This is a genomic window from Streptomyces sp. Tu 3180 (genome assembly GCF_009852415.1).
Lineage (GTDB): Bacteria > Actinomycetota > Actinomycetes > Streptomycetales > Streptomycetaceae > Streptomyces.
In genome coordinates this window covers 711,403-736,828 of sequence record NZ_WOXS01000002.1, presented here as the reverse complement: position 1 = coordinate 736,828, position 25,426 = coordinate 711,403, and the positions used below count along the sequence as shown (strand labels likewise).

The 25,426-nt window shown below is 75.2% G+C and carries 13 protein-coding genes; 9 read left to right on the top strand and 4 right to left on the bottom strand.

The window, feature by feature from the left end:
- Nucleotides 1-184 precede the first annotated feature (184 nt).
- From GL259_RS04210 to GL259_RS04200, 3 genes are all read left to right on the top strand, one after another.
- Nucleotides 185-379 carry a DUF2795 domain-containing protein gene (locus GL259_RS04210; RefSeq protein ID WP_159529288.1) on the top strand — a complete coding sequence of 65 codons (195 nt, stop codon included), beginning with the start codon at nt 185-187 and terminating at the stop codon, nt 377-379.
- A gap of 106 nt (nt 380-485) precedes the next feature.
- A complete protein-coding gene (locus tag GL259_RS04205; RefSeq protein ID WP_159529286.1) occupies nt 486-899 on the top strand; it encodes an SRPBCC family protein in 414 nt (137 codons plus the stop codon).
- Between the two features lie 19 nt (nt 900-918).
- Nucleotides 919-1,227: a hypothetical protein gene (locus tag GL259_RS04200; protein WP_159529284.1), complete on the top strand. Its 309-nt coding sequence runs from the start codon at nt 919-921 to the stop codon at nt 1,225-1,227.
- Nucleotides 1,228-1,298: 71 nt separating this feature from the next.
- Here the strand turns inward: GL259_RS04200 and GL259_RS04195 are convergent, their stop codons facing one another.
- Nucleotides 1,299-1,883 (bottom strand): GNAT family N-acetyltransferase, encoded by a 585-nt coding sequence (locus GL259_RS04195; protein ID WP_159529282.1) that lies wholly within the window; start codon nt 1,881-1,883, stop codon nt 1,299-1,301.
- A 151-nt stretch (nt 1,884-2,034) separates the two neighbouring features.
- Nucleotides 2,035-2,982, bottom strand: a complete 948-nt coding sequence (locus tag GL259_RS04190) for a methionyl-tRNA formyltransferase (protein ID WP_159529280.1) — start codon at nt 2,980-2,982, stop codon at nt 2,035-2,037.
- Nucleotides 2,983-3,240: 258 nt separating this feature from the next.
- On the opposite strand from GL259_RS04190, the gene GL259_RS04185 reads away from it, so the two are divergent.
- The 5 genes from GL259_RS04185 (at nt 3,241) to GL259_RS04170 (ending at nt 20,404) form a co-directional block, all read left to right on the top strand.
- Nucleotides 3,241-4,593: a lysine N(6)-hydroxylase/L-ornithine N(5)-oxygenase family protein gene (locus GL259_RS04185; protein ID WP_159529278.1), complete on the top strand. Its 1,353-nt coding sequence runs from the start codon at nt 3,241-3,243 to the stop codon at nt 4,591-4,593.
- Nucleotides 4,594-4,691: 98 nt separating this feature from the next.
- Nucleotides 4,692-5,747 carry an iron-siderophore ABC transporter substrate-binding protein gene (locus tag GL259_RS04180; protein WP_159529276.1) on the top strand — a complete coding sequence of 352 codons (1,056 nt, stop codon included), beginning with the start codon at nt 4,692-4,694 and terminating at the stop codon, nt 5,745-5,747.
- Nucleotides 5,748-5,973: 226 nt separating this feature from the next.
- Entirely contained in the window at nt 5,974-15,291 is a 9,318-nt protein-coding gene (locus tag GL259_RS39505) for an amino acid adenylation domain-containing protein (protein ID WP_347814612.1), read from the top strand.
- 20 nt (nt 15,292-15,311) lie between these two features.
- On the top strand, nt 15,312-20,198 hold the full coding sequence (locus GL259_RS39500; protein ID WP_243762243.1) for a non-ribosomal peptide synthetase: 4,887 nt from the start codon (nt 15,312-15,314) through the stop codon (nt 20,196-20,198).
- Nucleotides 20,195-20,404, top strand: a complete 210-nt coding sequence (locus tag GL259_RS04170) for an MbtH family protein (protein ID WP_159529274.1) — start codon at nt 20,195-20,197, stop codon at nt 20,402-20,404. The genes GL259_RS39500 and GL259_RS04170 overlap by 4 nt, the downstream gene beginning before the upstream one ends.
- Nucleotides 20,405-20,496: 92 nt before the next feature.
- Here the strand turns inward: GL259_RS04170 and GL259_RS04165 are convergent, their stop codons facing one another.
- Nucleotides 20,497-22,302: an ABC transporter ATP-binding protein gene (locus GL259_RS04165; RefSeq protein ID WP_159538364.1), complete on the bottom strand. Its 1,806-nt coding sequence runs from the start codon at nt 22,300-22,302 to the stop codon at nt 20,497-20,499.
- Between the two features lie 119 nt (nt 22,303-22,421).
- Nucleotides 22,422-24,119, bottom strand: coding sequence for an ABC transporter ATP-binding protein (locus GL259_RS04160; RefSeq protein ID WP_159529272.1), 1,698 nt, complete (start codon nt 24,117-24,119; stop codon nt 22,422-22,424).
- 235 nt (nt 24,120-24,354) lie between these two features.
- Between GL259_RS04160 and GL259_RS04155 the strand changes: the two genes are divergently transcribed.
- Nucleotides 24,355-25,401 carry an iron chelate uptake ABC transporter family permease subunit gene (locus GL259_RS04155; RefSeq protein ID WP_166461622.1) on the top strand — a complete coding sequence of 349 codons (1,047 nt, stop codon included), beginning with the start codon at nt 24,355-24,357 and terminating at the stop codon, nt 25,399-25,401.
- Nucleotides 25,402-25,426: the final 25 nt, after the last annotated feature.

Genomic DNA, 25,426 nt, shown 5'->3' with positions numbered 1-25,426 from the left:
CGTGCGCGGTCCGTTCCCGCCGCCTGAGTACGCGTACCCGGAAGGGCGGACCGGCCTACTCGGGTCCGCGCCCCGGAGGGGAATTTTTCCCGGGCCCGTTCGGGGCCATCACTTCCCGGCGCCCTGGGTACCCGTGACGTCCTCGCGCGGGTACGCCGCGCCGCTTCGACGACGGGAGGCTCCCATGGCCGACGTCAGCCCGATCGATCTGCAGAAAGCCCTCAAAGGCGCCGACTACCCCGCCAGCCGTGACGACCTCGTCTCGCTGGCCAGGGACAACGGCGCGGACGACAACCTCGTCCAGAAACTGACGCAAGCCGGGACCAAGCGGTTCGACGGTCCCAACGACGTGCAGAAGGCGGTCTTCGGCGACGAGTAGCGCCCGCGCCGGGGCCGCCGGCGCCGCGCGCCGGGAGGCCCCGGCCCGCCGGGCACCCGTCCCGCCGTTTCGACCCCGCACCGAGGAACCGAGGAGCGGTACCGCAATGACCGAGTACGAACGTTCACGCACGATGCCCGCCGCACCGGAGCACGTCTTCGACCAGGCGGCCAACATCGGCCAGATGGGCAGCTGGCTGCCCGAGGACCTGCACGTGCACGCCGAGGACCTGCCCGCCGTCACCGTGCACGAGGACCGCTCAGACGAGGACATGGCCGCCCTGCTGCGCGCCCGGCGGGACCAGATGCGGCTCGAGTGGGGGACCCGCGACCAGGGCAGCTACACCGGCTGGCTGCAGGTCGCCGGGATCGGCAGCGGGGCCAGTGAGGTCACGGTGCACCTGTCCTTCTTCGAGGACGGCCACGACCCGGGTGAGCGGGCCGTGCGCGACGCCCTGGACACCAGTCTGCGGCGTCTGGAGGAGCAGGTGCGGCTGCGCGTCGACCACGCGGCCGGCTGACCGGGTCCGGTGAGACGAGATGCCCCGCACGAAGCGGTACGCGGTGGCCGCCTCCGGGCAGTGGACCGACGAGGAGGAGGGCCGGCGCAGGCTGCCCGCCGGTGAGGTCCACGCCTGGGAGCCGGGCCTGAACCAGACGGTGTGCGGGTTGTCCCTCAGCCGCTCGCAGCTGATCCGGTTCCCGCACGTCCTGTGGCCGGACACCTTCCCGGAGTCCGGGGGCGCGGCGGACCGGGTCCGGCGCCAGTGCCCGCGCTGCGCGTCCGTCGCCGGCCGGCGCGGCGGTGACGCCCGCCCGCGGTGGCACCGCACCGACCCGCGGCCGTGAGCGCCGGCCGGGGCGGCCCGCCGGTCCGGCTCGCGGGAACCGCGGCCGGCGCACCGGCCCCCGGAGGCCGCTCAGCCGGCTCGTCGGGCCCGCGCGGCCGTCCTCGCCCTCCACCGGTCCGCGGTCATGCGGCAGACGACGTCGATCCCCGTCTCGCCGGGGGCGGCCGGCCCCGCGGGGAGGGGGGCCCGTCCGACCTCGGCGAAGCCCAGGCGGCGGGCGACGGCCCCGCTGGCCGTGTTGGCGGCGTCGTGATGGATCTCGACGTGGTCGACGTCCGCCAGCCGGAGCCCCTGCCCGACCAGGGCCTCCGCGGCCGCCGTGGCCAGCCCCCGCCCGGTCCAGCGGGGGTGGAGCCAGTAGCCGATGTCCAGTCCGCCCGCGCCGATGCGGCGGTAGAGCCCGCAACTGCCGATCATCGCGCCGCCCGTCGTGATGGCGTAGGCGTAGGCCTCCCCCGTCCTCCACTGCTCCTGGTTCAGGGCGAGGAACTCGGCGAGCTGCCCCCGGTCGGGCGGGTCGGACGCCCAGGGCATCCACGGCACCAGATGGTCCAGGGACTCCCGGATCGTCCGCTCCAGGGCGCCGAGGTCGCTCGTGCGCCAGCGGCGCAGTTCCACCCGCTCGCAGCGGAGGATGTCGGCAGGCTCTTCCACGCGCCGGATGCTCCCGCAGCCGACGGACACCGGCAACGTGTTTTCCCGTCCGTGCGCCGGGCCCGCGGACGGCGGCGCGTGCGCCGGCCCCCTCCGGCACCGGTCACGTGCCGGGCGACGGTCCGCCGGCCCTGCCGCGGGCGGTCCGCCGTCAGGGCCGGCCGGTGAGGTAGCCGCCCATGGAGGTGAAGTACTCGGTCGCGCCCAGCTCCCGGCCGTCCTCGGTCCGTACGCGGGTGACGGCCAGACCGCGGTTGCGGCCGGTACGGGCGTCGGCTCCGGCGACGATCACCACGCCGTCGCCCTCGCGGTAGAAGATGCGGCCGGGGGTGCCGCCGTAGCGGCCCCGGGACACCACGGCGGAGAGGACCTCCAGGCGCCTGCCCCGGTGGAAGGTGAAGGCGCTCGGGTAGGGGGCGGACTGCGCCCGCACCAGGCGTTCCAGGTCCTCGGCGGGCCAGTTCCAGTCGATGCGGCTGTCCTCGACGGACCGCTTGTGGAAGAAGCTGGCCCGGGAGCGGTCCTGCCGGGTGAACTCGGTCCGCCCCGAGGCGATCAGGGCGAGGGCGCCCGTGGTGACCGGGGCGATGAGGTCGACGGTCCGGTGGAAGAGGTCGGTGGCGGTGTCCGCCGGCCCGACCGGCACCGCCTGCTGGAGGACGATGTCCCCGGCGTCGAGTTCCTCGTCCATCAGGTGCGCCGTGACGCCGACCTCCTCCTCGCCGTTGATGAGGGCCCAGATCAGGGGGGAGAAGCCGGCGTACTTCGGCAGCAGCGAGTCGTGGACGTTGAGCGTGCCGTGACGCGGCAGGCCGTAGACGTGCGGAGGGATCCAGGTCCGCCAGTTGTTGGCGACGATGATGTCGGGGTCGGCGTCCTTGAGCCGCTCGAACAGCTCCTCGTCGTCGGGGCGGCTGCGGACGAGGACGGGGATGCCGTGCTCCTCGGCGAGGTCGGCGACCGAGTCGCTCCAGATCCTCTCGTAGGCGTGCTCGCTCCTGGGATGCGTCACGACCAGCACCACGTCGTGCTCGGAATCCACAAGGGCCTGCAGGGTGCGGTGGCCCCAGGTCTGATAGCCGAACATGACGACCCGCATGGAGTTCCTCCTCAGGGCAGGGACTGGCCGCGGCCAGTAAAGCAAGGCTTACCTAAGGTCGCAATGGCGCACATCTTCAAGGAAGTTGACGGAGTGTCAGTCCGTGCCGTGCGCCCACTGTTCCGTTTTGTCCTGTCGACACCTCCAGGAGCTGAGCTTAGGCTTCCCTAAGTTTCATGGGCCCGCCGTCCTGCCGGCGCGCCCCTCCCTCTCGTATCCCCACGCCGGGCAACCGGCCGCCCGCACGATGGGAGTGACATGGCTCAGGTTCTTCCTGGCGACGACGCACCTCTGGTTCACGACCTCATGGGCCTCGGCTTCGGGCCGTCCAACGTGGCCATGGCGATCGCGCTCAGTGAGCACAACGCGCGGGTCGGCAGGCAGCGGGCGGTCACCGCCCACTTCTTCGAGCGGCAGCCGCGTTTCGGCTGGCACCGGGGCATGCTGATCGACGACGCGACGATGCAGGTGTCCTTCCTCAAGGACCTGGTGACCCTCCGCAACCCGACCAGCGAGTTCAGCTTCCTGAGCTATCTGCAGAGCAGGGGACGGCTGATCGACTTCGTCAACCACAAGAACTTCTTCCCGCTGCGCAGGGAGTTCCACGACTACTTCGAGTGGGCCGCGGCGAAGGTCGACGACATGGTCTCCTACGGCCACGAGGTCGTCTCCGTGGAACCCGTCGTGCGGGACGGGGCGGTGGAGTACCTGGACGTGACCGCCCGGTCGGGGGACGGGCTCGTGGTCCACCGGGCCCGCAACCTCGTCATCGGCACCGGACTGCGGCCGCGCATGCCGGACGGCGTCGAGCGCTCCGGCCGCGTCTGGCACAACTCCGACCTGCTGGCGAAGGTGGACGCCCTGGAGGGCATGAACCCCTCGCGGTTCATCGTGGTCGGGGCCGGCCAGAGCGCCGCCGAGAACGTGGCCTACCTGCACCGCCGCTTCCCCGGCGCGGAGGTCCACGCCGTCTTCTCCCGCTACGGCTACAGCCCCGCCGACGACAGCAACTTCGCCAACCGCATCTTCGACCCCGAGGCCGTGGACGAGTACTTCACCGCGCCCGAGGACGTCAAGCGGAAGCTGATGGACTACCACGGGAACACCAACTACTCCGTGGTCGACGTCGACCTCATCGAAGACCTCTACCGGCGCGTGTACCAGGAGAAGGTCCTGGGCACCGAGCGGCTCCGCTTCCACAACGTCTCCCGCCTCACCGACCTGGTCGAGACGCCGGAGAAGGTCCGGGCCACCGTCCTCTCCCTGGTCACCGGCGAACGGACGGAAATCGAGGCCGACGTCGTGGTCTACGGCACGGGATACCTGCCCGCCGACGGCCTGGCCCTGCTGGGCGAGACCGCCGGACTGTGCCACCGGGACGACGAGGGCCGCGTCCGGGTCGAGCGGGACTACCGCGTCGCGACGCGCCCCGAACTGCGCTGCGGGATCTATCTGCAGGGCGGTACCGAGCACACCCACGGCATCACCTCGTCCCTGCTGTCCAACATCGCGATCCGGGTCGGCGAGATCCTCGACTCGATCCTCGAACGGGGCCTGACGTCCCCGGACGCGCCCCGCCCGCTCACGGACGGGATCGGCACCTCCCGCTGACCCGGCCGAAGGTCCAGCCCCCCACACCGCCGCGCACCGTCCGGGCCTTGTGCCCGGCGGGCGCGGCACCCCTGTGAAACCCCGTGAAAGGAACCCACGTGTCCACTGGTGCACGCCCCGCGCCGGCGCGGTTCGCCGGACTCCTCCCCAGGGCGGTCGTGGCCGCCGTCGCCGCACTCGCCCTGACCGCCTGTGGGGGCGGGACCGACGACTCCTCCTCCGAGGCCGGCTCCTCGTCCCCGGGCGGCGCAGGCGCGCGGTCCGCGGCGTTCCCGGTCACGGTCGAGCACAAGTACGGCAGCACGACCGTCGAGGAGGAACCGAAGAAGGTCGTCACGCTCGGCCTGTCGGACCAGGACGCGGTACTGGCGCTCGGCGTCAAGCCGGTCGGTGCCGTGGACTGGTTCAAGGAGAAGCCGTACGGCAAGTGGCCGTGGACCAAGGACCTCTGGGGCCCCGACACCCCCGAGATCGTCGGCGAGCGCGACGAGTACAACATGGAGAAGATCGCGGCACTGAAGCCGGACCTGGTCATCGCCCAGTACTCGGGCATGAAGAAGGAGCAGTACGACACGCTCTCGAAGTTCACCAAGGTCGTCGCCCAGCCCGAGGACTACCCCGACTACGGGGCGCCCTGGGAGGTGATGACCCGTCAGATAGGCAAGGCGCTCGGCGAGGAGGACCGGACCGAGAAGCTGATCTCCGACGTCGGCGCGCGGTTCGAGGCGGTCCGCGAAGAACACCCCGAGTTCGCCGGCCTGACCCTCGCCGTCGCCGACAGCTTCGAGGCCGGCAAGTACTCGGCGTTCACGAGGACCGACCCCAAGGCGATCTTCTTCAAGGAGCTCGGCTTCCGGCAGGAGCCCGAGATCGACGAACTGGCCAAGCCGGGCTGGAACGTGGCCGAGCTCAGCGCCGAGAAACTGAACGTCCTCGACGTCGACCGCCTGGTCTGGGTCACCTCCAGCACCGAGGCCAACGACCGCATCAGGGCGGAGCCGCTGTACAAGAAGCTGAAGGTGCACCAGGACGGGCGCGACCTGTTCGTCCCCTACCAGGACCCGGACATCGGCGCGGCGTTCTCCTTCAACACGGTGCTGTCGATCCCCTACGCGATCGAGGAGATCACGCCGCTGCTCACGGCCGTCGAGTGAGGACGGGCCCGGCGACGGCCCCGTCATGAGCGGACCGCCTCGCGACGAGGACCGCTGACGCACACCGGTGCACCGGGCGGCGGGGACGACCGCGCCCCGCCGCCCGGGACCACCGGCCCACCGGTTCCTGACCGTTCACCGACGCACATCAGGAAGGGCGATCCTCACGATGTTTGACGCCGAGCCGGACCGGACGACCGGGGCCGGGGCCGGGGACGGTGCCGGGATGCCGCTGACGGGAGGACAGTCCGGCGTCTGGCCGGCCCAGCAGATCGAGCCGGACAGCTCCGCCTACGTCCTCGCCTACGTCCTCGAACTCAGGGGCGACGTCGACTGCGTCCGCCTGGCCGCCGCGGTGCGCCGCGCCGTCGGGGAGGCCGAGGCCCTGCACGTCCGCGTCACGGACGAGCGGGGCGAGCCGCGGCAGACGGTCACCCGCGGCCCCGTCGACGTGCGCGTCCTCGACTTCCGCGGCGAGCCCGACCCGGACCGGGCGGCCGGCGCGTGGATGGACGCCGACCGCGACCGGCCCGCCGACCTCGCGGCGGCCCCGCTGTTCGCCCACGCGGTGCTCCGGCTCGCCGACGACCGTGTGCTCTGGTACCAGCGCTACCACCACATCGTCGTCGACGGCACGGGCGTCGTCCTCGTCACGCGCCGGGCCGGGGAGATCTACACCGGGGGCGAGCGGGCGTCCGCGCCCCCCGACTGGTCGCTCTCCCGCCTGGTCGCCGCGGACCGGGCCTACCGCGCGTCCGAACGGCACCGGGCGGACCGGGCCCACTGGCTCGCCCGGATGGCCGACCGTCCGGAACCCGTCCGCCTGGTCGAGCGCGCGCCGTCCCCGATGAGGCGGCGGTCGCGGCGCTCCACGGTGCTCTCCGCGCGGGACACCGCCCGGCTGCACGACGCCGCCCGCGGCGCCGGGGTCCGGCTCTCCCGCCTCCTGATCGCCGCCGTGGCCGCCTACCTGCACCGGGTCAGCGGCGCACAGGACCTGGTCCTCGGCCTGCCGGTCACCGCCCGCGGGGACGACGCGTCGGCGGCCGTGCCCGGCATGGTGTCCAACGTCGTCCCCCTGCGCGTGACGGTCCGCCCCGACACGACCGGGACCGCCCTGGTGGCCGGGGTGCGGCGGGCCGTCGCCGAGGCGGTCGAGCACGGGCGCTACCGGGCCGAGGACCTGGCCCGGGACCTGGGGCTGGCCGACGGGATCGCGGAACTCGTCGGGCCGACCGTCAACGTCCTGCCCAGGGCCGCGGACCTGCGCTTCGGCGACCACACGGCCGAACTCCACCCGCTGTGGCTCGGTCCGGCCGGCGATCTGGCCCTCACCTTCTCCGAGACGGCCGGGGGCCGGGGCGTCCGCGTCCACCTCGACGCGGACGCCGAGGTCTGCGACGAGGACGCCCTGCGCGACCACGAGCGGCGCTTCCTCGCGCTGCTGGACTCCCTGGCCGAAGACCCGGACCGTCCCCTCGGGCGGATCGACCTCACCGACGCCGACGAGCGCGGCCGGCTGCTCGGCGTGCTCGGCGTGTCACCGCGCGAGGTGCCCGAACTGTCCTGGCCCGCCGCGTTCGAGCGGCAGGTCCGCCGGGCGCCCGACGCCGTCGCGCTGGTCTGCGAGGACCGGGAGCTGACGTACGCCGAACTGAACGCCGACGCCAACCGGCTCGCCCGCCTCCTCGTCTCCCGCGGGGTGGGGGCCGAGGACGTCGTCGCCGTGGCCCTGCCCCGCTCGCCCGAGCTCGTCGTCTGCCTGCTCGCCGTGCTCAAGGCCGGCGCCGCCTACCTCCCGCTGGACGCCGACCACCCGGAGGACCGCATCGCCCACATGCTGTCCGACTCCGGGGCGCGCACCGTCGTCACCGTGCGCGCCCTGGCCGGGGAACTCCCCGCGGCACCCTCGGTCGCCCGTGTCCTGCTCGACGCCCCGGACACGGCGGACGAGCGCGGCGCACAGGACGCCTCCGACCTCCGCGCGCCGGTACCGCTGGACCGGGCCGCGTACGTCATCTACACCTCCGGTTCCACCGGCCGCCCCAAGGGCGTCGTCGTCACCCACGACGGCGTCGGCAGCCTCGTCGCCACCGCCACCGACCGGATCGGCGTCGACGCCGCCAGCCGCGTCGTGCAGTTCGCCTCGGTCGGCTTCGACGTGACGGTGTGGGACCTGATCATGTCGCTGTGCGTGGGGGGCCGGATCGTCGTCGTCCCCGCCGAGCGCCGTGTCGCCGGGCCCGCCCTCACCGAGTACATCGCCGAGCACCGCGCCACCCACATGATCCTGCCGCCGTCGCTCGTCTCCGCGCTGCCGCAGGACTGCTCCCTGCCCGACGGCGCCGTCCTCGTCGTCGGCACCGAGGCCGTGCCGGGCGAGCTGATCGCCCGCTGGGCCGGGCGGCTGAACGTCGTCGTCGCCTACGGTCTCACCGAGGCGAGCGTCAACTCCACGCTGTGGCCCGCCGAGCCCGGCCGGCCGGGGCCCGCACCCATCGGCCGGCCCGACCCCAACACCCGGGCCTACGTGCTCGACGCGGCGCTGCGGCCGGTCCCCGTGGGCGCCGAGGGCGAGCTGTACGTCGCCGGGCGCGGACTGGCCCGCGGCTACCTCGGCCGGCCGGGGCTCACCTGCGAACGCTTCGTCGCCGACCCGTTCGGCGCGCCCGGCACCCGCATGTACCGCACCGGCGACCGGGTGCGCTGGGCCCCCGACGGCAACCTGGAGTTCCTCGGCCGCGCGGACGGACAGCTGAAGATCCGCGGCCACCGGATCGAGCCGGGCGAGGTCGAGAGCGCCTTCATGGCCTGCCCCGGCATCGCCCAGGCCGCGGTCCTCGCGCGCGAGGACCACCGGGGCGTCAAGCGCCTGGTCGCCTACCTCGTCGCCGGGGCGCCGGGCGCGGACGCCGACGCCGCCGTGACGGCCGCGCGGGAGCGTGTCGCGGACACCCTGCCGGAGTTCATGGTGCCGTCCGCCGTCGTCGTCCTCGACGGCCCCCTGCCGCTGACGCCCAACGGCAAGCTCGACCACCGCGCCCTGCCCACCCCCCGCTGGACCGCCCTGGGCGGGACCGACGCGCCGGCCACCCCGGCCGAGACCGCGCTCGCCGGCCTGTTCGCCGACGTCCTCGGCCTGCCCTCGGTGGGCGTCCACGACAGCTTCTTCGGACTGGGCGGCGACAGCATCGTCGCGATCCAGCTCGTCCACCGCGCCCGTGCGGCCGGGCTGGCGATCACGCCGCGGGACGTGTTCCGGCAGCGGACCGCGGCGGCGCTCGCCCGCACCGCCGACCGGGCCGCCCCCGACCCGGCACCCGTGACCCCGGTGGACCTGGACGAGGACGCCCTGCCGGTCTCCCCGCTCCAGGAGGGCTTCTTCTTCCACGCGCGGTTCGACGCCGGCGCCCCCGACCTGTACCTGGTCCAGCAGCTCCTCGACCTCGCGGGCCCGGTCGCACCGGACCGGCTGCGCCGCACGCTGCAACTCCTCGTCGACCGGCACCCGTTGCTGCGCGCCTCGTTCCGCCAGCTGCCCGACGGCCGGGTCGTCCAGCGGCTCGCGCGGCAGGCGGCCCTGCCCTGGCGGGAGGCCGACACCGCCGGAACCGCGCTGGACGACCTGCTGGCGGCGGACCGGGCCGAGCCGTTCGACCTCGCCCGGCCGCCGCTGCTGCGCGCCACCCTCATCCGGGACGGGCGGCGCCACCGCCTCCTGCTCACCCTGCACCACATCGTCGCCGACGGCTGGTCGCTCTCCGTCCTGCTGCGCGAACTGCTCGCCGCCCACCGGGGCGAGGAACTGCCGGAGCCCGTCGACCCGTACCCCCACCTGGCCCGGCTGGCCGGCCGGGACCGCGACGCCGCGCGGGAGGCGTGGCGGCGGGCGCTGTCCGGCCTCGAGGGACCCACCCGGCTCGCCGACGCCCTCACGACGGCGGACGGCGGACGGACACCCGCCCGGCCGGACCAGGTCGACATCCGCCTGCCCGACGACCTCACCGCGGCCCTGACCGCCACCGCCCGGGCCCACGGCCTCACCCCGAGCACCGTCGTCCACGGCCTCTGGGGGCTGCTGATCGGCGGCCTGACCGGCAGCCGGGACGTCGTGTTCGGCACCACGGTGTCCGGCCGGAGCACCGGGAGCGGCGATCCCGGCCGTGCCGTCGGCCTGTTCATCAACACCGTCCCGGCCCGCGTACGCCTGCGGCCGGATGAGTCCCTCGCCGGGCTGCTCCGGCGCGTCCAGGACGAGCACGCGGCCCTCCTGGACCACCAGCACCTCGGTCTCGCCGACATCCAGCGGGCCGCGGGCTGCGGCGAACTGTTCGACACCCTCGTCGTGTTCGAGAACCACCCGGCCCTCGACACGACGGCCGACCGGGGCACGGACACCCTGCGCGTCACGGGCGTCGACGTGCTCGACGCCGTGCACTACCCCCTCGCGCTCGTCGCCGAGCCGCGGGGCGGCCGGCTGCTGCTGCGGTTCAAGCACGACGCGGCACGGCTGGACCGGCCGACGGTGACCGGAGTCGCCCACCGGTTCACGGCCCTGCTGCGGACCCTGGCCGCCGACCCCGGCCGCCCGGTCGCCCGGACCGGGCTGCTCTCCGACCGGGAGCGGGACCGCCTCACCGAGCTGAACGCCACCGCGCACCCGGTGCCCGGCACCACCCTCCCCGCGCTGGTCGCCGCGCAGACCGCGCGCACCCCCGACGCCACGGCCGTCGTCTTCGAGGACGTCACGCTCACCTACGCGGAACTCGACCGGCGCGCCGAGGCCCTGGCCCGGCGGCTGCGGGCCCGCGGAGCGGGCCCCGAGCGGTTCGTCGCGGTCGCCGTGGAGCGGTCGGCGGACCTGGTGGTCGCCCTGCTGGGCGTCCTCAAGTCGGGCGCCGCCTACCTGCCCGTCGACCTCGACCACCCCGCCGAACGGATCGCGTTCGTGCTCGGCGACTCGGGAGCGCGGACCGTCGTGACCACCGCCCGGGACGCCGGACGGCTGCCCGGCGTGCCGGGCCTGGCCCACCTGGTGGTGGACCGGGACGAGGAGGAGGACGTTCCCGGGGGCCCGGGACGGCCGGCCGGCCCCGACCACCCCGCGTACCTGATCCACACCTCCGGCTCCACCGGGCGCCCCAAGGGCGTCGTGGTCACGCACCGGGCGATCGTCAACCGGCTCGCCTGGATGCAGGGGGAGTACGGGCTCGCCGCGGACGACCGGGTGCTGCAGAAGACGCCGGCCGGCTTCGACGTGTCGGTGTGGGAGTTCTTCTGGCCCCTGACCGAGGGGGCGACCGTCGTCCTCGCCCGCCCCGGCGGCCACCGCGACCCGGCCTACCTGGCCGGGCTGATCCGCACCGAGCGGATCACGACGACGCACTTCGTGCCGTCGATGCTGGCCGCGTTCCTCCGGGCCGTGGAGGCCGCCCCGGGCGGGCCGGACTGGGCGGCGAGCCTGCGCCGCACCTTCTGCAGCGGGGAGGCGCTCACCGGCGCGGACGCCGCGCGCTGGCGGGACCTCACCTCCCGCCCGGGGCACGGCCCGGTGCCCCTGCACAACCTCTACGGCCCCACCGAGGCGGCCGTCGACGTCACGTACTTCCCGTACGACGGCGCCGACGGCCTCACCGTGCCGATCGGCCGCCCCGTGTGGAACACCAGGCTGTACGTGCTGGACTCCTTCCTGCGCCCGGTGCCCGACGGGGTGCCCGGCGAACTCCACCTCGGCGGCGTCCAGCTGGCGCGCGGCTACCACGACCGTCCGGGACTGACCGCCGAGCGGTTCGTCGCCGACCCGTTCGGCGGGCCGGGCGAGCGCATGTACCGCACCGGGGACCTGGTGCGGCGCCGCGCCGACGGGGTGGTCGAGTACCTCGGGCGCACCGACCGGCAGGTCAAGATCCGGGGCAACCGCGTCGAACCGGGGGAGATCGAGGCGGCGCTCACCGCCCTGCCGGGCGTCGCCCGGTCGGCCGTGACCCTGCGCGACGGCGTGCTCGTCGGATTCGCCGTCCCCGAACCCGGCGCCGGGCCGGTGGACGCCGGGACCCTGCGCGCGGCCCTCGCGGACACCCTGCCCGCGGCCCTGCTGCCGGGCGCCGTCGTGGTGATCGACGAACTGCCGCTCACCCCGAGCGGCAAGCTCGACGTCAACGCGCTGCCCGCGCCCTCCTTCGCCCCCGCGGCGGGCGGACGCGCACCGGCCGACGGGCGGGAGCGCGCCCTGTGCGAGACCTTCGCCGCGGTGCTCGGGGTGCCCGCGGTCGGCGCCGACGACGACTTCTTCGCCCTCGGCGGTGACAGCCTCACCTCCATCACCGTCGCCACCCGGGCCAGGGAGCACGGACTCGCCCTCACCCCGCGCGACGTGTTCGAGCACCGCACCCCGGCCGGCCTGGCCGCCGTGGCCGGGCCGGCCGGCGCCGGCGACGACTCCCGGACCGCGCCCCCGACCGCCGGGGAGGGCCCCGCCGTGACCGTCCCGGCCGCCGAGGCCGGGCAGGCCGCGGCCGCCCTGAAGGCCGTACTGGAGCGGCAGGAGCAGTCCGGGGCCGCGGTCGACCCCGCCCTGCGCGCCCTGCTGGCCCAGCTCACCACGGGGGCCGGCGCACCGCCGGCCCCCGAGCCCCCCGCCGCGCCCGCCGGACCCGTGCTCGGCCCGGAGGAGACCGCCCGGGTCGAGGCCGCCGCCGGCGCCTTCGGGGTCGCGGACATCTGGCCCCTGTCCCCGCTCCAGGAGGGCATGTACTTCCACGCCACCTACGACACGGGCGACGCCCTCGACGTCTACCTCTCCCAGGAGACCCTGGACCTGGACCACCGCGTGGACGCCGGCCGGCTGCGCGCCGCGTGCCGGTCGCTGCTGGGGCGCAACACCGGCCTGCGCGCCGGATTCGTCAGCGACGGCCTGCCCCGCCCGGTGCAGTTCATCGCGGACCGGGCCGAGATCCCGCTCGTGGAGCACGACCTCACCGGGCTGCCGGCCGACGCACGGCGGGCCCGCACGGAGGAACTCCTCGCGGCGGACCGCCGCCGGCGCTTCGACCTGACCGCGCCGCCGCTCGCCCGCCTGCTCCTCCTGCACCTCGGCGACGGCCGGGACCGGCTGGTCGTCACCCACCACCTCATCCTGTGGGACGGCTGGTCCGCCTGGCTGTTCCTGGAGGAACTGTTCACGCTGTACGAGCGCGCCGGCGACGTCACCGGGCTGCCGGCCCCCGGCTCCTACCGGGACTACCTGGACTGGCTGGACCGGCAGGACACCGAGGCGGCCCTGACCGCGTGGCGCCGGGCGCTCGCCGGTTTCGACGAACCGACCCTGGTCGCCCCGGCCGGGCGCGACGGCGGCCCGGTGATCCCGGCGGACTTCGGCACGACGCTGAGCCGGGAGCTGAGCGACCGGCTGCGCACCGCCGCCCGGCGGCACGCACTCACCCCGAACACCGTGCTGAACACCGCCTGGGGGCTGGTCCTCTCGGCGCTGACCGGCCGCACGGACGTCGCCTTCGGCACCGCCGTGGCCGGACGGCCCGCGGACGTCCCCGACGTGGCCGGCATCATCGGCATGTTCCTCAACACGGTCCCGGCCCGCATCGCCTTCCGCCCCGGTGAACCCCTGCTCGACCTGGTGCGCAGGACGCAGTCCGAGCGCGCGGCGGTCATGCCGTACGAGTACGTGGGACTCGGCGTCCTGCAGCAGGAGACCGGCCACCGCCGGCTGTTCGACACCCTGTTCGTGCTGCGCTCGGCCGACGGCGAGGAGCGGGCCGCCGCGCTCCGCCGGCGGCACGGCATCACCGGCGTGTCCAACGTGGACGGCACCCACTTCCCGCTCACCCTGATCGTCACCCCGCAGACCCGGCTGCGGGTGACCCTGGCCGCCCGCCCCGACCTGTTCGGCCCCGACGCCGCGACGGTGATCCTGGACCGGTTCACGACCGTGCTGGAACGGCTGGTCGAGGCCCTCGCCGGACCTGACGCCGACGCCGCCCGGACCGCCGGCGTGGACCTGCTGCTGCCGTCCGAGCGGGCCGCCCTGGCCGCCGCCCGGGAGACGTCCCGCGAACCGGTGCCCGACGACACCGTCGCCGACCTGCTCGCCGCCCAGGCCGCCCGCACCCCGGACGCCGTCGCGCTGGTCTTCGGCGAACAGTCCCTGACCTACGCCGAGCTGGACGCCCGGATCAACCGGCTGACCCGGATGCTGCTGGCCAGGGGGGCGGGCCCGGAGCGGGCCGTCGCGCTCGCGCTGCCCCGCTCCCTCGACACGGTCGCGGCCCTGTTCGCGGTGCTGCGCACCGGGGCCGCCTACCTGCCGCTCGACCTCGACCACCCCGCCGAACGGCTGCGCCTGATGGTCGCCGACACCGGCCCGCTGTGCCTGATCTCCACCACGGCCGTCGCCCCCGCCCTGCGGGAGGGGACCGGACGGCCCGCGCCCGAACTGCTGCTGGACGACCCCTCCGTGGCGGCCGGGCTCGCCGCGCTCCCGGACGGCCCGGTCACCGACGCCGAGCGGCCGGCGTTCGCCCGTGGCGTGCCGGACCGGCTGGAGCACCCGGCGTACGTCATCTACACCTCCGGTTCCACCGGACGCCCCAAGGGCGTCGTCACCCCCTACCGCGGGCTGACGAACATGCAGCTCAACCACCAGAGGGAGATCTTCGACCCGGCCATCGCCTCCGCCGGGGGGCGGCGGCTGCGGATCGCGCACACCGTCTCCTTCGCGTTCGACATGTCCTGGGAGGAGCTGCTGTGGCTCGTCGAGGGCCACGAGGTGCACATCTGCGACGAGGAGCTGCGCCGCGACGCGCAGGCCCTGGTGGCCTACTGCGACCGGCACGCCGTCGACGTCGTCAACGTCACCCCGACCTACGCCGAGCTGCTGATCGAGGAGGGCCTGCTCGAACGGGACGAGGCCGCGGGCCGGCACCGGCCCGCCCTGGTCCTGCTGGGCGGCGAGGCCGTGTCCGACACGGTCTGGACGAGACTGCGCCGCACGGAGGGCACCTACGGCTACAACCTGTACGGACCCACCGAGTACACCATCAACACCCTGGGCGGCTCCACCGGGGACAGCGCCACCCCGACCGTCGGCCTGCCCATCCGGGGCACCCGCGCCCACGTGCTCGACACGATGCTCCGCCCCGTCCCGCCGGGCTGCCCCGGCGAGCTGTACATCGCCGGAACGGGCCTCGCCCGCGGCTACCACGACCGTCCGGGACTGACCGCCGAGCGGTTCGTCGCCGACCCGTTCGGCGAGCCGGGCGAGCGCATGTACCGCACCGGTGACCTGGTGCGGCAACGCCCGGACGGGCTGCTGGACTTCCTCGGCCGCACCGACGACCAGGTGAAGATCCGCGGCTACCGCATCGAGCCGGCCGAGATCGCCGCCGCCCTGTCCGCGCACCCCGAAGTCGCCCGTGCCGCCGTGGTGGCGGTGCCGTCCGCCGGGACGAAGCGCCTGGTCGGGTACGTGGTGCCGGAAGAGGGCGCGGAAGCGGGGAGGACCGGCTGCAGCGGCTCCGGGAGCACCTGAAGGCGGCTCTTCCGGACTACATGGTCCCGTCCGCCCTCGTCCCGGTGGACACCCTGCCGCTGACCGTCAACGGCAAGCTCGACGTCAAGGCGTTGCCGGCCCCCGACCTCACCGGCACGGGCGCCGGCCGGCCGCCGCGCACCCCGCGGGAGGAGACGCTCCGCGCGCTCTTCGCCGACGTGCTCGGACTGCCCGCGGACGGCATCGGGGCCGACAGCGACTTCTTCGAGCTCGGCGGGCACTCCCTGCTGGCCACCCGGCTGGTCAGCCGCGCCCGCGCCGCCCTCGGCGTGGAACTCGCCATCCGGGACCTGTTCGAGGCACCCACCGTCGCGGAGCTGGCCCGGCGCACCGGCCGCTCGGACGCCCCCGCCCGCCCCGCGCTCACCGCCGCACAGCGCCCCGCCGAACTGCCGCTGTCCCACGCCCAGCAGCGGCTGTGGGTCGTCCAGCAGATCGAGTGCACCTCCGCCGCGTACAACTTCCCGCTGGTGATGCGGGTGCGCGGAGCGCTCGACCGCACGGCGTGGAGCGCGGCCCTCACCGATGTGACGGCCCGTCACGAGGCGCTGCGCACCGTCTTCACCGAGCGGGACGGCCGGGTGTACCAGCGCGTCCTGCCCGCCGGCCGGGCACGCCCGGTGGTGGAGCACGTCCGCGCAGCCGAGGACGAGGTGCCCGGCATCGTCGACACCGCCGTCGCCCGGCCGTTCGACCTCGCCCGTGAACTGCCGCTGCGCGCCACGCTCGTGGAGATCTCCCCCGAGGACCACGTCGTCGTGCTGCTGCTGCACCACATCACCACCGACGAGTGGTCCGACCGCCCGTTCCTGCGCGACCTGGCCACCGCCTACCGCGCCCGCCTCGCCGGTGCGGCCCCCGAGTGGCCGCCCCTGCCCGTGCAGTACGCCGACTACGCCCTGTGGCAGCGGCGGCTGCTCGGCGACCCCGCCGACCCGGACAGCCTGGCCGCACGCCAGCTGGCGTACTGGCGGACGGCGTTGGCGGGAGCCCCGGAGGAACTCGACCTGCCCGCCGACCGGCCGCGGCCCGCGCGTCCGGTGTTCTCCGGAGCCGGGCTCGACATCGACTTCGACGCCGCGGTGTACGAAGGGCTGCGGCGGCTCGCCCGGGACACCGGCGCCAGCATGTTCATGGTGGTGCACGCCGCCGTCGCCACCCTGCTCCACCGCATGGGCGCCGGAACCGACATCCCGCTCGGTGCGCCGATCGCGGGCCGCGGCGACCAGGCGCTGGACGACCTGGTGGGCTTCTTCGTCAACACCCTGGTGCTGCGGGCCGACCTCGGCGGCGACCCCGCCTTCACCGAGCTGCTGGCCCGGATCCGCGAGAGCGACCTGGCCGCGTTCTCCCACGCGGACGTGCCGTTCGAGTCGGTGGTGGAGGCGATCAACCCGGCCCGGTCGCTCTCCCGCAACCCGCTGTTCCAGGTGATGGTCGGCCATCACCTCCGCACGGGCGACGCGCTGGAACTGCCCGGACTGAGCGCGCGGTACGTGCCCTTCGGGGTCGGTCCGGCCAAGTTCGACCTGGTGTTCAGCTTCACCGAGCACCAGAGGGCCGACGGCGCGGCGGGCTCGCTCCGCTGCCGTCTGGAGTACGCCACCGAGCTGTTCGACCACGACACCGCCGAGGCGGTCGGCGAGCGGCTGCGCAGGCTCGTCGCCGCCCTGGTCGCCGCGCCCGACCGGCCCGTCTCCCGGGCGGAGATCCTCTCCGCCGACGAACGGCGGCTGGTCCTGGAGCGGTTCAACGACACCGCCCGGGACGTCGAGGAGACCTCCCTGCCCGACCAGTTCGCCCGGCGCTCGGCCGAGCGGCCCGACGCGGTCGCCGTCGTCGAACGCTCCCGCCCGGTGACGTACGCCCAGCTCGACGCGCGGGCCGACCGCATCGCGCGGCTCCTCGCCGCGCACGGCGTGGGGGCCGAGAGCGTGGTCGGGGTGGCCGTGCCCCGCTCGGTCGACACGGTCGCGACCGTGCTCGCCGCGCTGAGGCTCGGGGCCGCGTTCCTGCCGCTGGACCTGGCACACCCGGCCGACCGCCTCACCTACATGATCGAGGACTCGGGCGCCGCGCTCGTCGTCGGCAGCGAGCCGGTGGCCGGCAAGATCCCCGACGTGCCGCACGTCCCCGTGCTGCTGCTGGACGCGCCCGGAACCGCCGCCGAGCTCGACCGGCTGCCCGGCACCCCCGTGGACCGGCCCCCCGTCCCGCTGGACCGGGCCGCGTACGTGATCTACACCTCCGGTTCGACGGGCCGGCCCAAGGGCGTCGTCGTCTCCCACGAGGGCATCTCCAGCCTGGTCGCCACCGCCGTCGACCGGATGGAGCTGCGCCCCGACAGCCGGGTGCTCCAGTTCGCCTCCATCGGCTTCGACGTGTTCGTCTTCGAACTGTCGATGGCGCTGTGCCACGGCGGCCGGCTGGTCCTGGTCCCCGAGGAGGCACGGGTCGCCGGAGAGGCCCTCACCGACTTCCTCGCCGACCAGCGGATCACCCACATGATCCTGCCGCCGTCCCTGGTCTCCGCCCTGCCGCCCGGCTGCGAACTGCCCGAAGGCTCGACCGTCCTGGTCGGCACCGAGACCGTGCCGCCGGACCTGTTCGCACGGTTCGGCACCACCGCCCACCTGATCTGCGCCTACGGACTCACCGAGGCCACCGTCAACTCCACCCTGTGGCCCTCCCGCGAGCACGGCGGCCGCCCGCCCGGCCGGGTGCCCATCGGCCGCCCCGACCCCAACACCCGCTGCTACGTGCTCGACGAGCACCTGCGGCCGGTCCCGCCGGGTGTGGCGGGGGAGCTGTACGTGGCCGGGCGCGGTCTCGCCCGCGGTTACCTCGGCAAGGCGGCGCTGACCTCCGAGCGGTTCGTCGCCGACCCGTTCGGGCCGCCCGGCGGCCGGATGTACCGCACCGGCGACCGCGCCCGCTGGCGGGCGGACGGCAACCTCGACTTCCTCGGCCGGGTGGACACCCAGGTGAAGATCCGGGGGTTCCGCATCGAACTCGGCGAGATCGAGGCCGTCCTCGCCGCGCACCCGGCGGTCGGCCAGGCCACCGTGACGGCCGACCGCGACGGGGACATCGTGCGCCTCGTCGGCTACGTCGTGCCCGACGGCGGCGCGGAACCCGACCCGCAGGAGCTGCGCGCCCATGTCGCCGGGCTGCTGCCCGAGTACATGGTCCCGGCTCTCGTCGTGCCGCTGGACGGCCCGCTGCCGCTGACGCCCAACGGCAAGCTGGACCGCAGGGCGCTGCCCGCACCGGACTGGTCCGCCATGACCGGCGACGCCCGTCCCGCCACCCGGACGCAGGCCCGGCTGGCCGGACTGTTCCGCGAGGTCCTCGGACTGGACGGCGTCGGCGTCCACGACGACTTCTTCGCGCTGGGCGGCCACTCGATGGCCGCGATGCGGCTGCTGGGCCGGATCCGCACCGAGTTCGGCGCGGAACTGAGCATCCGGGACGTCTTCGACGCGCTGACCGTCGCCGGCCTCGCCGCCAAGCTCGACGGCGCCGCGGCCGCCGGGCCCGCGCTGCGCCCGGCCGGGGACGGCGCGGCCGTGGCCGCCGACCGGCCCGTCGCGCCGGTCCAGCGGTGGCAGTGGGACGCCCACCGGCGCGATCCGCGCCCCGACCACGCCCTGGTGCTGCGCTCGCCGGGCGGGCTGGACGCGAACGCGCTCGCCGCCGCGCTGGCCGATGTGACGGCCCGGCACCAGCCGCTGCGCACCGCGTTCACCGAACGCGACGGCACGGTGTTCCCGCGGGCCGTCGAGCCCGCCGCCCTCGCCGTCGAACACTGCGCCGACCTCGACGCGCGCCTCGCCGAACGCGCGGGGGAGGAGGCGGACCCGACGACGCGGGCACCCCTGCGGGTCCGGCTGCTCACCGCCGCGGACGGCGGCCAGGCGATCCTGCTGACCATGCACTACCTCGCCGTGGACGAGTGGTCGGTGGTCCCCCTGCTCCGCGACCTCACCACCGCGTACGCGGCCCGCACCCGGGGCCGGGAACCCGGATGGGAGCCGCTGCCGGTGACGTACGCCGACTACACCCGCTGGGCGCACGAGGTGCTGGGCGACCTCGCCGACCCGGACAGCCGCGGCGGCCGGCAACTGGACTACTGGCGGCAGGCACTGGAGGACGTACCGGGCGTGCTCGCGCTCCCGGCGGACCGGCCGCGTCCCGCCCCGCCCGCTCCGTCGCGCCGGACCGCCGGGCACGTCGGCTTCGTGCTCGACGAGCGGCTGCACGCCGACGTGGACCGGCTCGCCCGGGCCACCGGCACCAGCATGTTCATGGTGCTGCACTCGGCCCTGGCGGCGCTGCTCACCGCACACGGCGCGGGCACCGACCTGCCCATCGGCACCATGGTGGCCGGCCGCGGCGACGACCGGCTCACCGATCTCGTCGGCTGCTTCCTCAACACGGTCGTGCTGCGCACCGACACGGCGGGCGACCCCACCTTCACGGAACTGCTGACCCGGGTACGGGAGACGACGCTCGGCGCCCTGGACCGGCAGGAGGTGCCGTTCGACGAGGTGGTGCGCGCCACCGGCCTGCCTCCCCGAGGACCGCAGGTCATGGTGGTCCACCACGAACAGGCCGACCTGGAACGGCTGGAGGGCGGCCTCGGCTCGCTGAGCGCCCTCCCCACGGGCTCGGCGCGAGCCGAGCTGACGCTCGGCTTCCACGAACCGCGCGGCGACGGCCCGGTGCACTGCGCGCTCGTCCACGCCACCGACCTGCTCGGCACCGCCGCGGCACGGCGGCTCGCCGACGACCTGCTCGCCCTGCTGCGCGACGCCGCGGCCGACCCGGACCGGCGCCTGACGGACCTGACCACCGCACCGTCCACGAGGAGTGACCACGCATGACGACCAACCCGTTCGAGGATCCGCAGGGCCGTTTCCTGGTCCTGGTCAACGACGAGAACCAGCACTCGCTGTGGCCGTCCTTCGCGGACGTGCCGGCCGGGTGGCGGACCGTCTTCGGCGAGGACACCCGCGAGGCCTGCCTGGCCTACGTGGAGACCCACTGGACCGACCTGCGCCCCGCGAGCCTGGCCGCCCGGCAGGACTGACCCGTACCCCTACGGCCGCCCGCGGGGAGTTCCGCGCCGCGGGCGGCCGTGCCGTCCCCGCGCCCCCTGTCCGCGGTCTCTCCGCGGCCTCCTCACGCCCCGGCGTCCTGCGCCGACGGCGCCGCCCCCGGACGGCTGTCGGACCACGCGGCCCACAGCTCGGCGTAACGGCCGCCCGCCGCGACCAGTTCCTCGTGCGTGCCGGTCTCGACGACCCGCCCCCCGTCGAGGACCACGACCCGGTCGGCGGTCGCGGCCTGCGGCAGCCGATGGGCCACCACCAGGCCCGTGCGCCCCTCCAGGGCCCTGAGCGCGGCCGTCTCCAGGACCCGCGCGCCCGCGCTGCCCGCGTCGGCGGTCGCCTCGTCCAGGATGGCGATCGGCGGGTCGGCCAGCACCAGGCGGGCCAGGGCCAGATGCTGGGCCTGGGTCACCGTCAGCCGGTGCCCGCCCTCACCGACGACCGTGTCCAGGCCGTCGGGCAGCGCCTCGGCCCACTCCAGGGCACCGACCTTCGCCAGGGCCGCCCGCAGCTCCTCGTCACCGGCCCCGGGCCGGGCCAGCCGCAGGTCCTCGGCCAGCGGGCCGGCGAAGACGTGCACCTCCTGGCTGATGAGCGCCACCGCCCGGCGGACCCCCGAGGGGCCCAGGTCGTCCGCGTCGACCCCGCCCAGCGTGATCGACCCGCGGGACGGCCGGTGCACCCCCGCGATCAGCTTGGCCAGCGTCGTCTTGCCCGCCCCGCTCGAGCCGACCAGGGCGACCCGCTCCCCGCCGCCCACCTCCAGGTCGACGTCGCGCAGCACCGGGTGGCCGGGTACGTAGGCGTGGTCGAGCGAGGAGACCTTGACCGAGCCGTCCACCGGCACGGCCCGGCCCTCCGGCCGCCGCGTCGCGGCGGCCGGCTCGGACACGCCGACCAGACGGGCCAGGCTCGCGCCCGCGGACTGCGCGTCGTCGAGGAGGAACAGCGCGGCGTTGACCGGGTTGAACAGGCTGTGGAAGTACAGCGCGGCCGCGGTCGCCGTGCCGATGCTCACCGATCCGTCGTCGACCAGCACGAAGCCGGTGACCAGGATCGAGCTCAGGCCGATGAACTCGGCGAGGTTGAGCCGGGAGAAGAACCCGGTCACGACGTGGATCCCGCGCAGCGCCAGGTCGAGGGCGGAGCGCGACCGCCGCTCCACGAGGGCCACGTGCGGCCCGCCCAGCCGGAAGGCGCGGACGGTGCGGACCCCGCCGACGCTGTCGAGGAGCTGGTGCTGGAGCGCGCCGGTGGCCACCCGGTGGTCGGCGTGCACGGGAGCGGCCCGGCGCAGGTACCAGCGCACGGACAGGACCTGCACGGGCACGGCCGGCAGCACCGCGAGCAGGAACCGCCAGTCCAGCACGGCGAGGCCCACGAGGGTCAGCACGATCGTGACGGCGGACCGGGTGAACTCCGGCAGGGCCTGGCGCACCGACTTGGTGATCACGGCGACGTCGCCGGTCACCCGGGAGACCAGGTCGCCCGAGCCGGCTTCCTCGACGCGTTCGAGCGGCAGCGCGAGGGCCCGCTCGACGAACCGCTCGCGCAGGGCGGCGAGCACGGTCTCGCCCAGCCGGGCGACGAGGGAACTGCCGATCGCGGTGGCGGCGCCGCGCGCCACCGCGACCGCGACGAGCAGGACCATGGGCACGGTCAGCGCGTCCGTGCCGCGCCGCTCCACCACCAGGTCGACGACATGCCCGAGCAGGGGCGCGGTCAGCAGGCCGATGCCCGTCCCGGCGACCAGCACGGCCGCCGCCGCCGCCAGCAGCGGGCGGTGGCCGCGCAGCAGCGAGCGGAGTGCGGCCAGGGTCTCGGCCCCGGAGGCGGTCGGCAGCAGGGCGCGGTCCAGGGCGCGGGCGTCGCTCATCGTCTCCTCGGTCCGTCCGCCGTCGGTCGGGGCGTCGGCGCGGTCGTCGTCGGCGCGGTCGTCACCGGCCGGATCGCCGGCGCGGTCGTGGGCGCCGGTCCCGGTGGGGTGCGCGGACGTCATGCCAGCACCACCGCCCGGTAGGCCGCGTCGGCGGCGACGAGTCCGGCGTGCCGCCCGTCGGCGGCCACCGTCCCCCCGTCGAGCACCACCACCCGGTCGGTCACCGCCAGCAGCGCGGGACTGGTGGTGACCAGCACCGTGGTGCGGCCCCGGCGGACGTCCCGCAGCCGGGCGGCGATCCGCGACTCGGTGACCGTGTCCACCGCGGTGGTCGGGTCGTGCAGGACGAGCACCGGACGGTCGGCGGCCAGCGCCCGGGCGAGCGCGACGCGCTGCCGCTGGCCGCCGGAGAGGGAGCGGCCGCGCTCGGCGAGGACGGTGTCCGCCCCGTCCGGCAGCAGCCGGGCGACGTCGTCGGCCGCCGAGGCCGTCAGCGCCGCCTCCACCTTCGCCGCGGCCGTGTCCGCCGCGCCGCGCACGTTGTCCAGCAGACTGGTCTCGAACAGGTCCGCGTCGTGCGGGGCGACCAGCACGGCCCGGCGGACGTCGTCGGGGTCCAGACCGGTCAGGGGCACGCCGTCGAGCTCGATCACGCCCTCGGCCGGGTCCGACTCCCGGGCCAGGCACACCAGCAGGTCGTGCGCCGCGGCCGGGTCCCCGGCCACGACACCGACGAGGCCGCCCGGGGCGATGTCGAGGTCGACCCCCCGCAGCGCGCCGAGCGACACGCCGCGCAGCCGGAGACCGCCGGCGACCGGGTCGGGCAGCGCGGACCCGCCCGGCTCCACGGCGGCGGGCGCCGCCAGCACCTCGGCGATCCGCCGCGCCGAGGCGCGGCCCTGGGCGAACTCGGCGTTGACGTAGGCGAGCAGCTGGAACGGCCCGAGCAGGAACTGGGCGAGTCCCACCGCCGCCACCAACTCGCCGACGCTGATGGTGCCGCGCATCGCCAGATACGCGCCCACCAGGCCGATGACCGCGATGAAGACGCCGGTCAGCGCGAGCACCGCGCCTTCGTGCCCGGCCCGGCTCCGCGCGGCACGCAGCGCCGCGGCCAGCGAGTCCCGGCTGGTCAGCCGGTAGCGCGACACGGCCGCCGACTCGGCCCCCATGCCCTTGAGCACGCGCAGCCCCCCGACCAGGTCGGCGGCGACACCCGAGGCGTGGGCGGCGCGTTCCTGCTCCGTCTCGCTGCGCCGCTCCAGCGGTCCGCTGATGCGGTGCCCCAGCCACAGCAGGGGCGGGATGCCGAGCAGGACGAGCAGACCGAGCGGCACCGAGACGCGCAGCAGCGCCACCGCGCTGACCGCCAGGGCGGCGATCGCCGAGGCCCCGTACGACAGGGCGGTCACCGCCGCGCCCACGCGCCGGGCGTCATGGGTGGCGACGCTGGTCAGGGCGCCCGGGAGCCGGTCCGCGTCGGCGCCGCCGCGCGGGTCGAGCACCCGGGCGCCGACGTCGAGGCGCAACCGGTGCGTGGCGTGCTCACCCGCGGCCTCCGTGATCCGGGCGCCGGTGCGGTAACACGTGGACAGGACGAGGAAGAGGACGGCGAGCAGCACCAGCAGGCGCAGCAGGGCGCCGGAGGACCCCTTCGCCACCGCCTCGTCGATGACCACCCCCACCACCACGGGGACCAGGGCCTCGCACGCCTGGTGCCCCATGCCGAGGAGCGATGCCGTGACGACACGGCGGCGCTGGCCCCCGATCGCTCCTCGCAGGACGTGCCCTCCGGTCGGTCCTCCAGCCGGCATGCGGTCCCTCCGCGGGGTTCAGTTGGTGAGGTAAGGCTATCCTGAACATCGTTGCCGCTGTAGAACGCGTCGCCGGGCGCACGGCACCGCGCACGCGCCGCACCGGCCCCACCCCGCACGCCCAACACCCCGTATCCGACGGCTCGTTGACCCTTCGCTTCCCCTTCGGTTAGCCTCGCCTAAGTCAGACCGGCGCCGCCTGGGGGAGTTGTCGTTGACGGTCGAAACCGGGGCGGTGACGAGGAGACGGGCTCCCGCCCCGGCCGCGCCCGCGACGCGGCGGAGGACGGCCGCGCTGCGCGGCCTCGGACTCCTCCTCGCGCTCGGCGCGCTCGTCCTCGTCGGACTGGTCGGCGTGTGGGTGGGCACGAAGGGCATCCCGTTCACCGCGACGTGGAGTCTGCTGTGGAGTCCCGACGGGTCGGAGAACTCCGTCATCATCCACGACTACCGCATCCCGCGGACGCTCCTCGGCCTCCTCGTCGGCACGGCCCTCGGGCTGTCCGGCGCCCTGATGCAGGCGATGACCCGCAACCCGCTCGCCGACCCGGGACTGCTCGGCGTGAACCTGGGCGCCTCCACCGCGGTGGTCGTGTGCATCGCGTTCCTCGGGGTGGGATCGGTCCTGGGCCAGGTGTGGTTCGCGCTCCTCGGCGCGGTCGTGGCGACGCTGGTCGTCCACCTGCTGGGCTCCTCCGGACGCACGACGGCCACACCCGACCGTCTCGTCGTCGCGGGCGCCGCCGTCACGGCGGTGCTGTACGCCTTCAACTCGGCCGTGCTGCTGCTGCGTCCACGCGCCTTCGACCAGTTCCGCTTCTGGACCGCCGGCTCCCTCGCCGGCCGGTACTACGACGTCATCCAGGTCGTGGCGCCGTTCGTCGCCGTCGGAGTCCTGCTCGCCCTCGGGCTCGCCCCCGCGCTCAACGCCCTGGCCATGGGCGACCAGACGGGGCGCGCCCTGGGCGTCCACGTCGGCCGGACGCGGGTGCTGGGCGCCGTCGCCGTGATGCTGCTGTGCGGTGCCGCCACCGCCGCCGCCGGACCGATCGGCTTCGTCGGCCTGGCGGTTCCGCACGTGGCCCGGTTCGCGGTCGGCCCGGACCAGCGGTGGGTGATGGCGTACTCGATGCTGCTCGCGCCCGTGCTGCTGATCGGCGCCGACGTCCTCGGCCGGGTGCTCGGCGCCCCGGGCGAGGTGCAGGTCGGGATCGTCACCGCGTTCCTCGGCGCACCGCTGTTCATCGCGCTGTGCCGTCGCCGGAAGCTGGTCATGCTGTGAGCCCCGCACGCCGGAGCGGGACCCC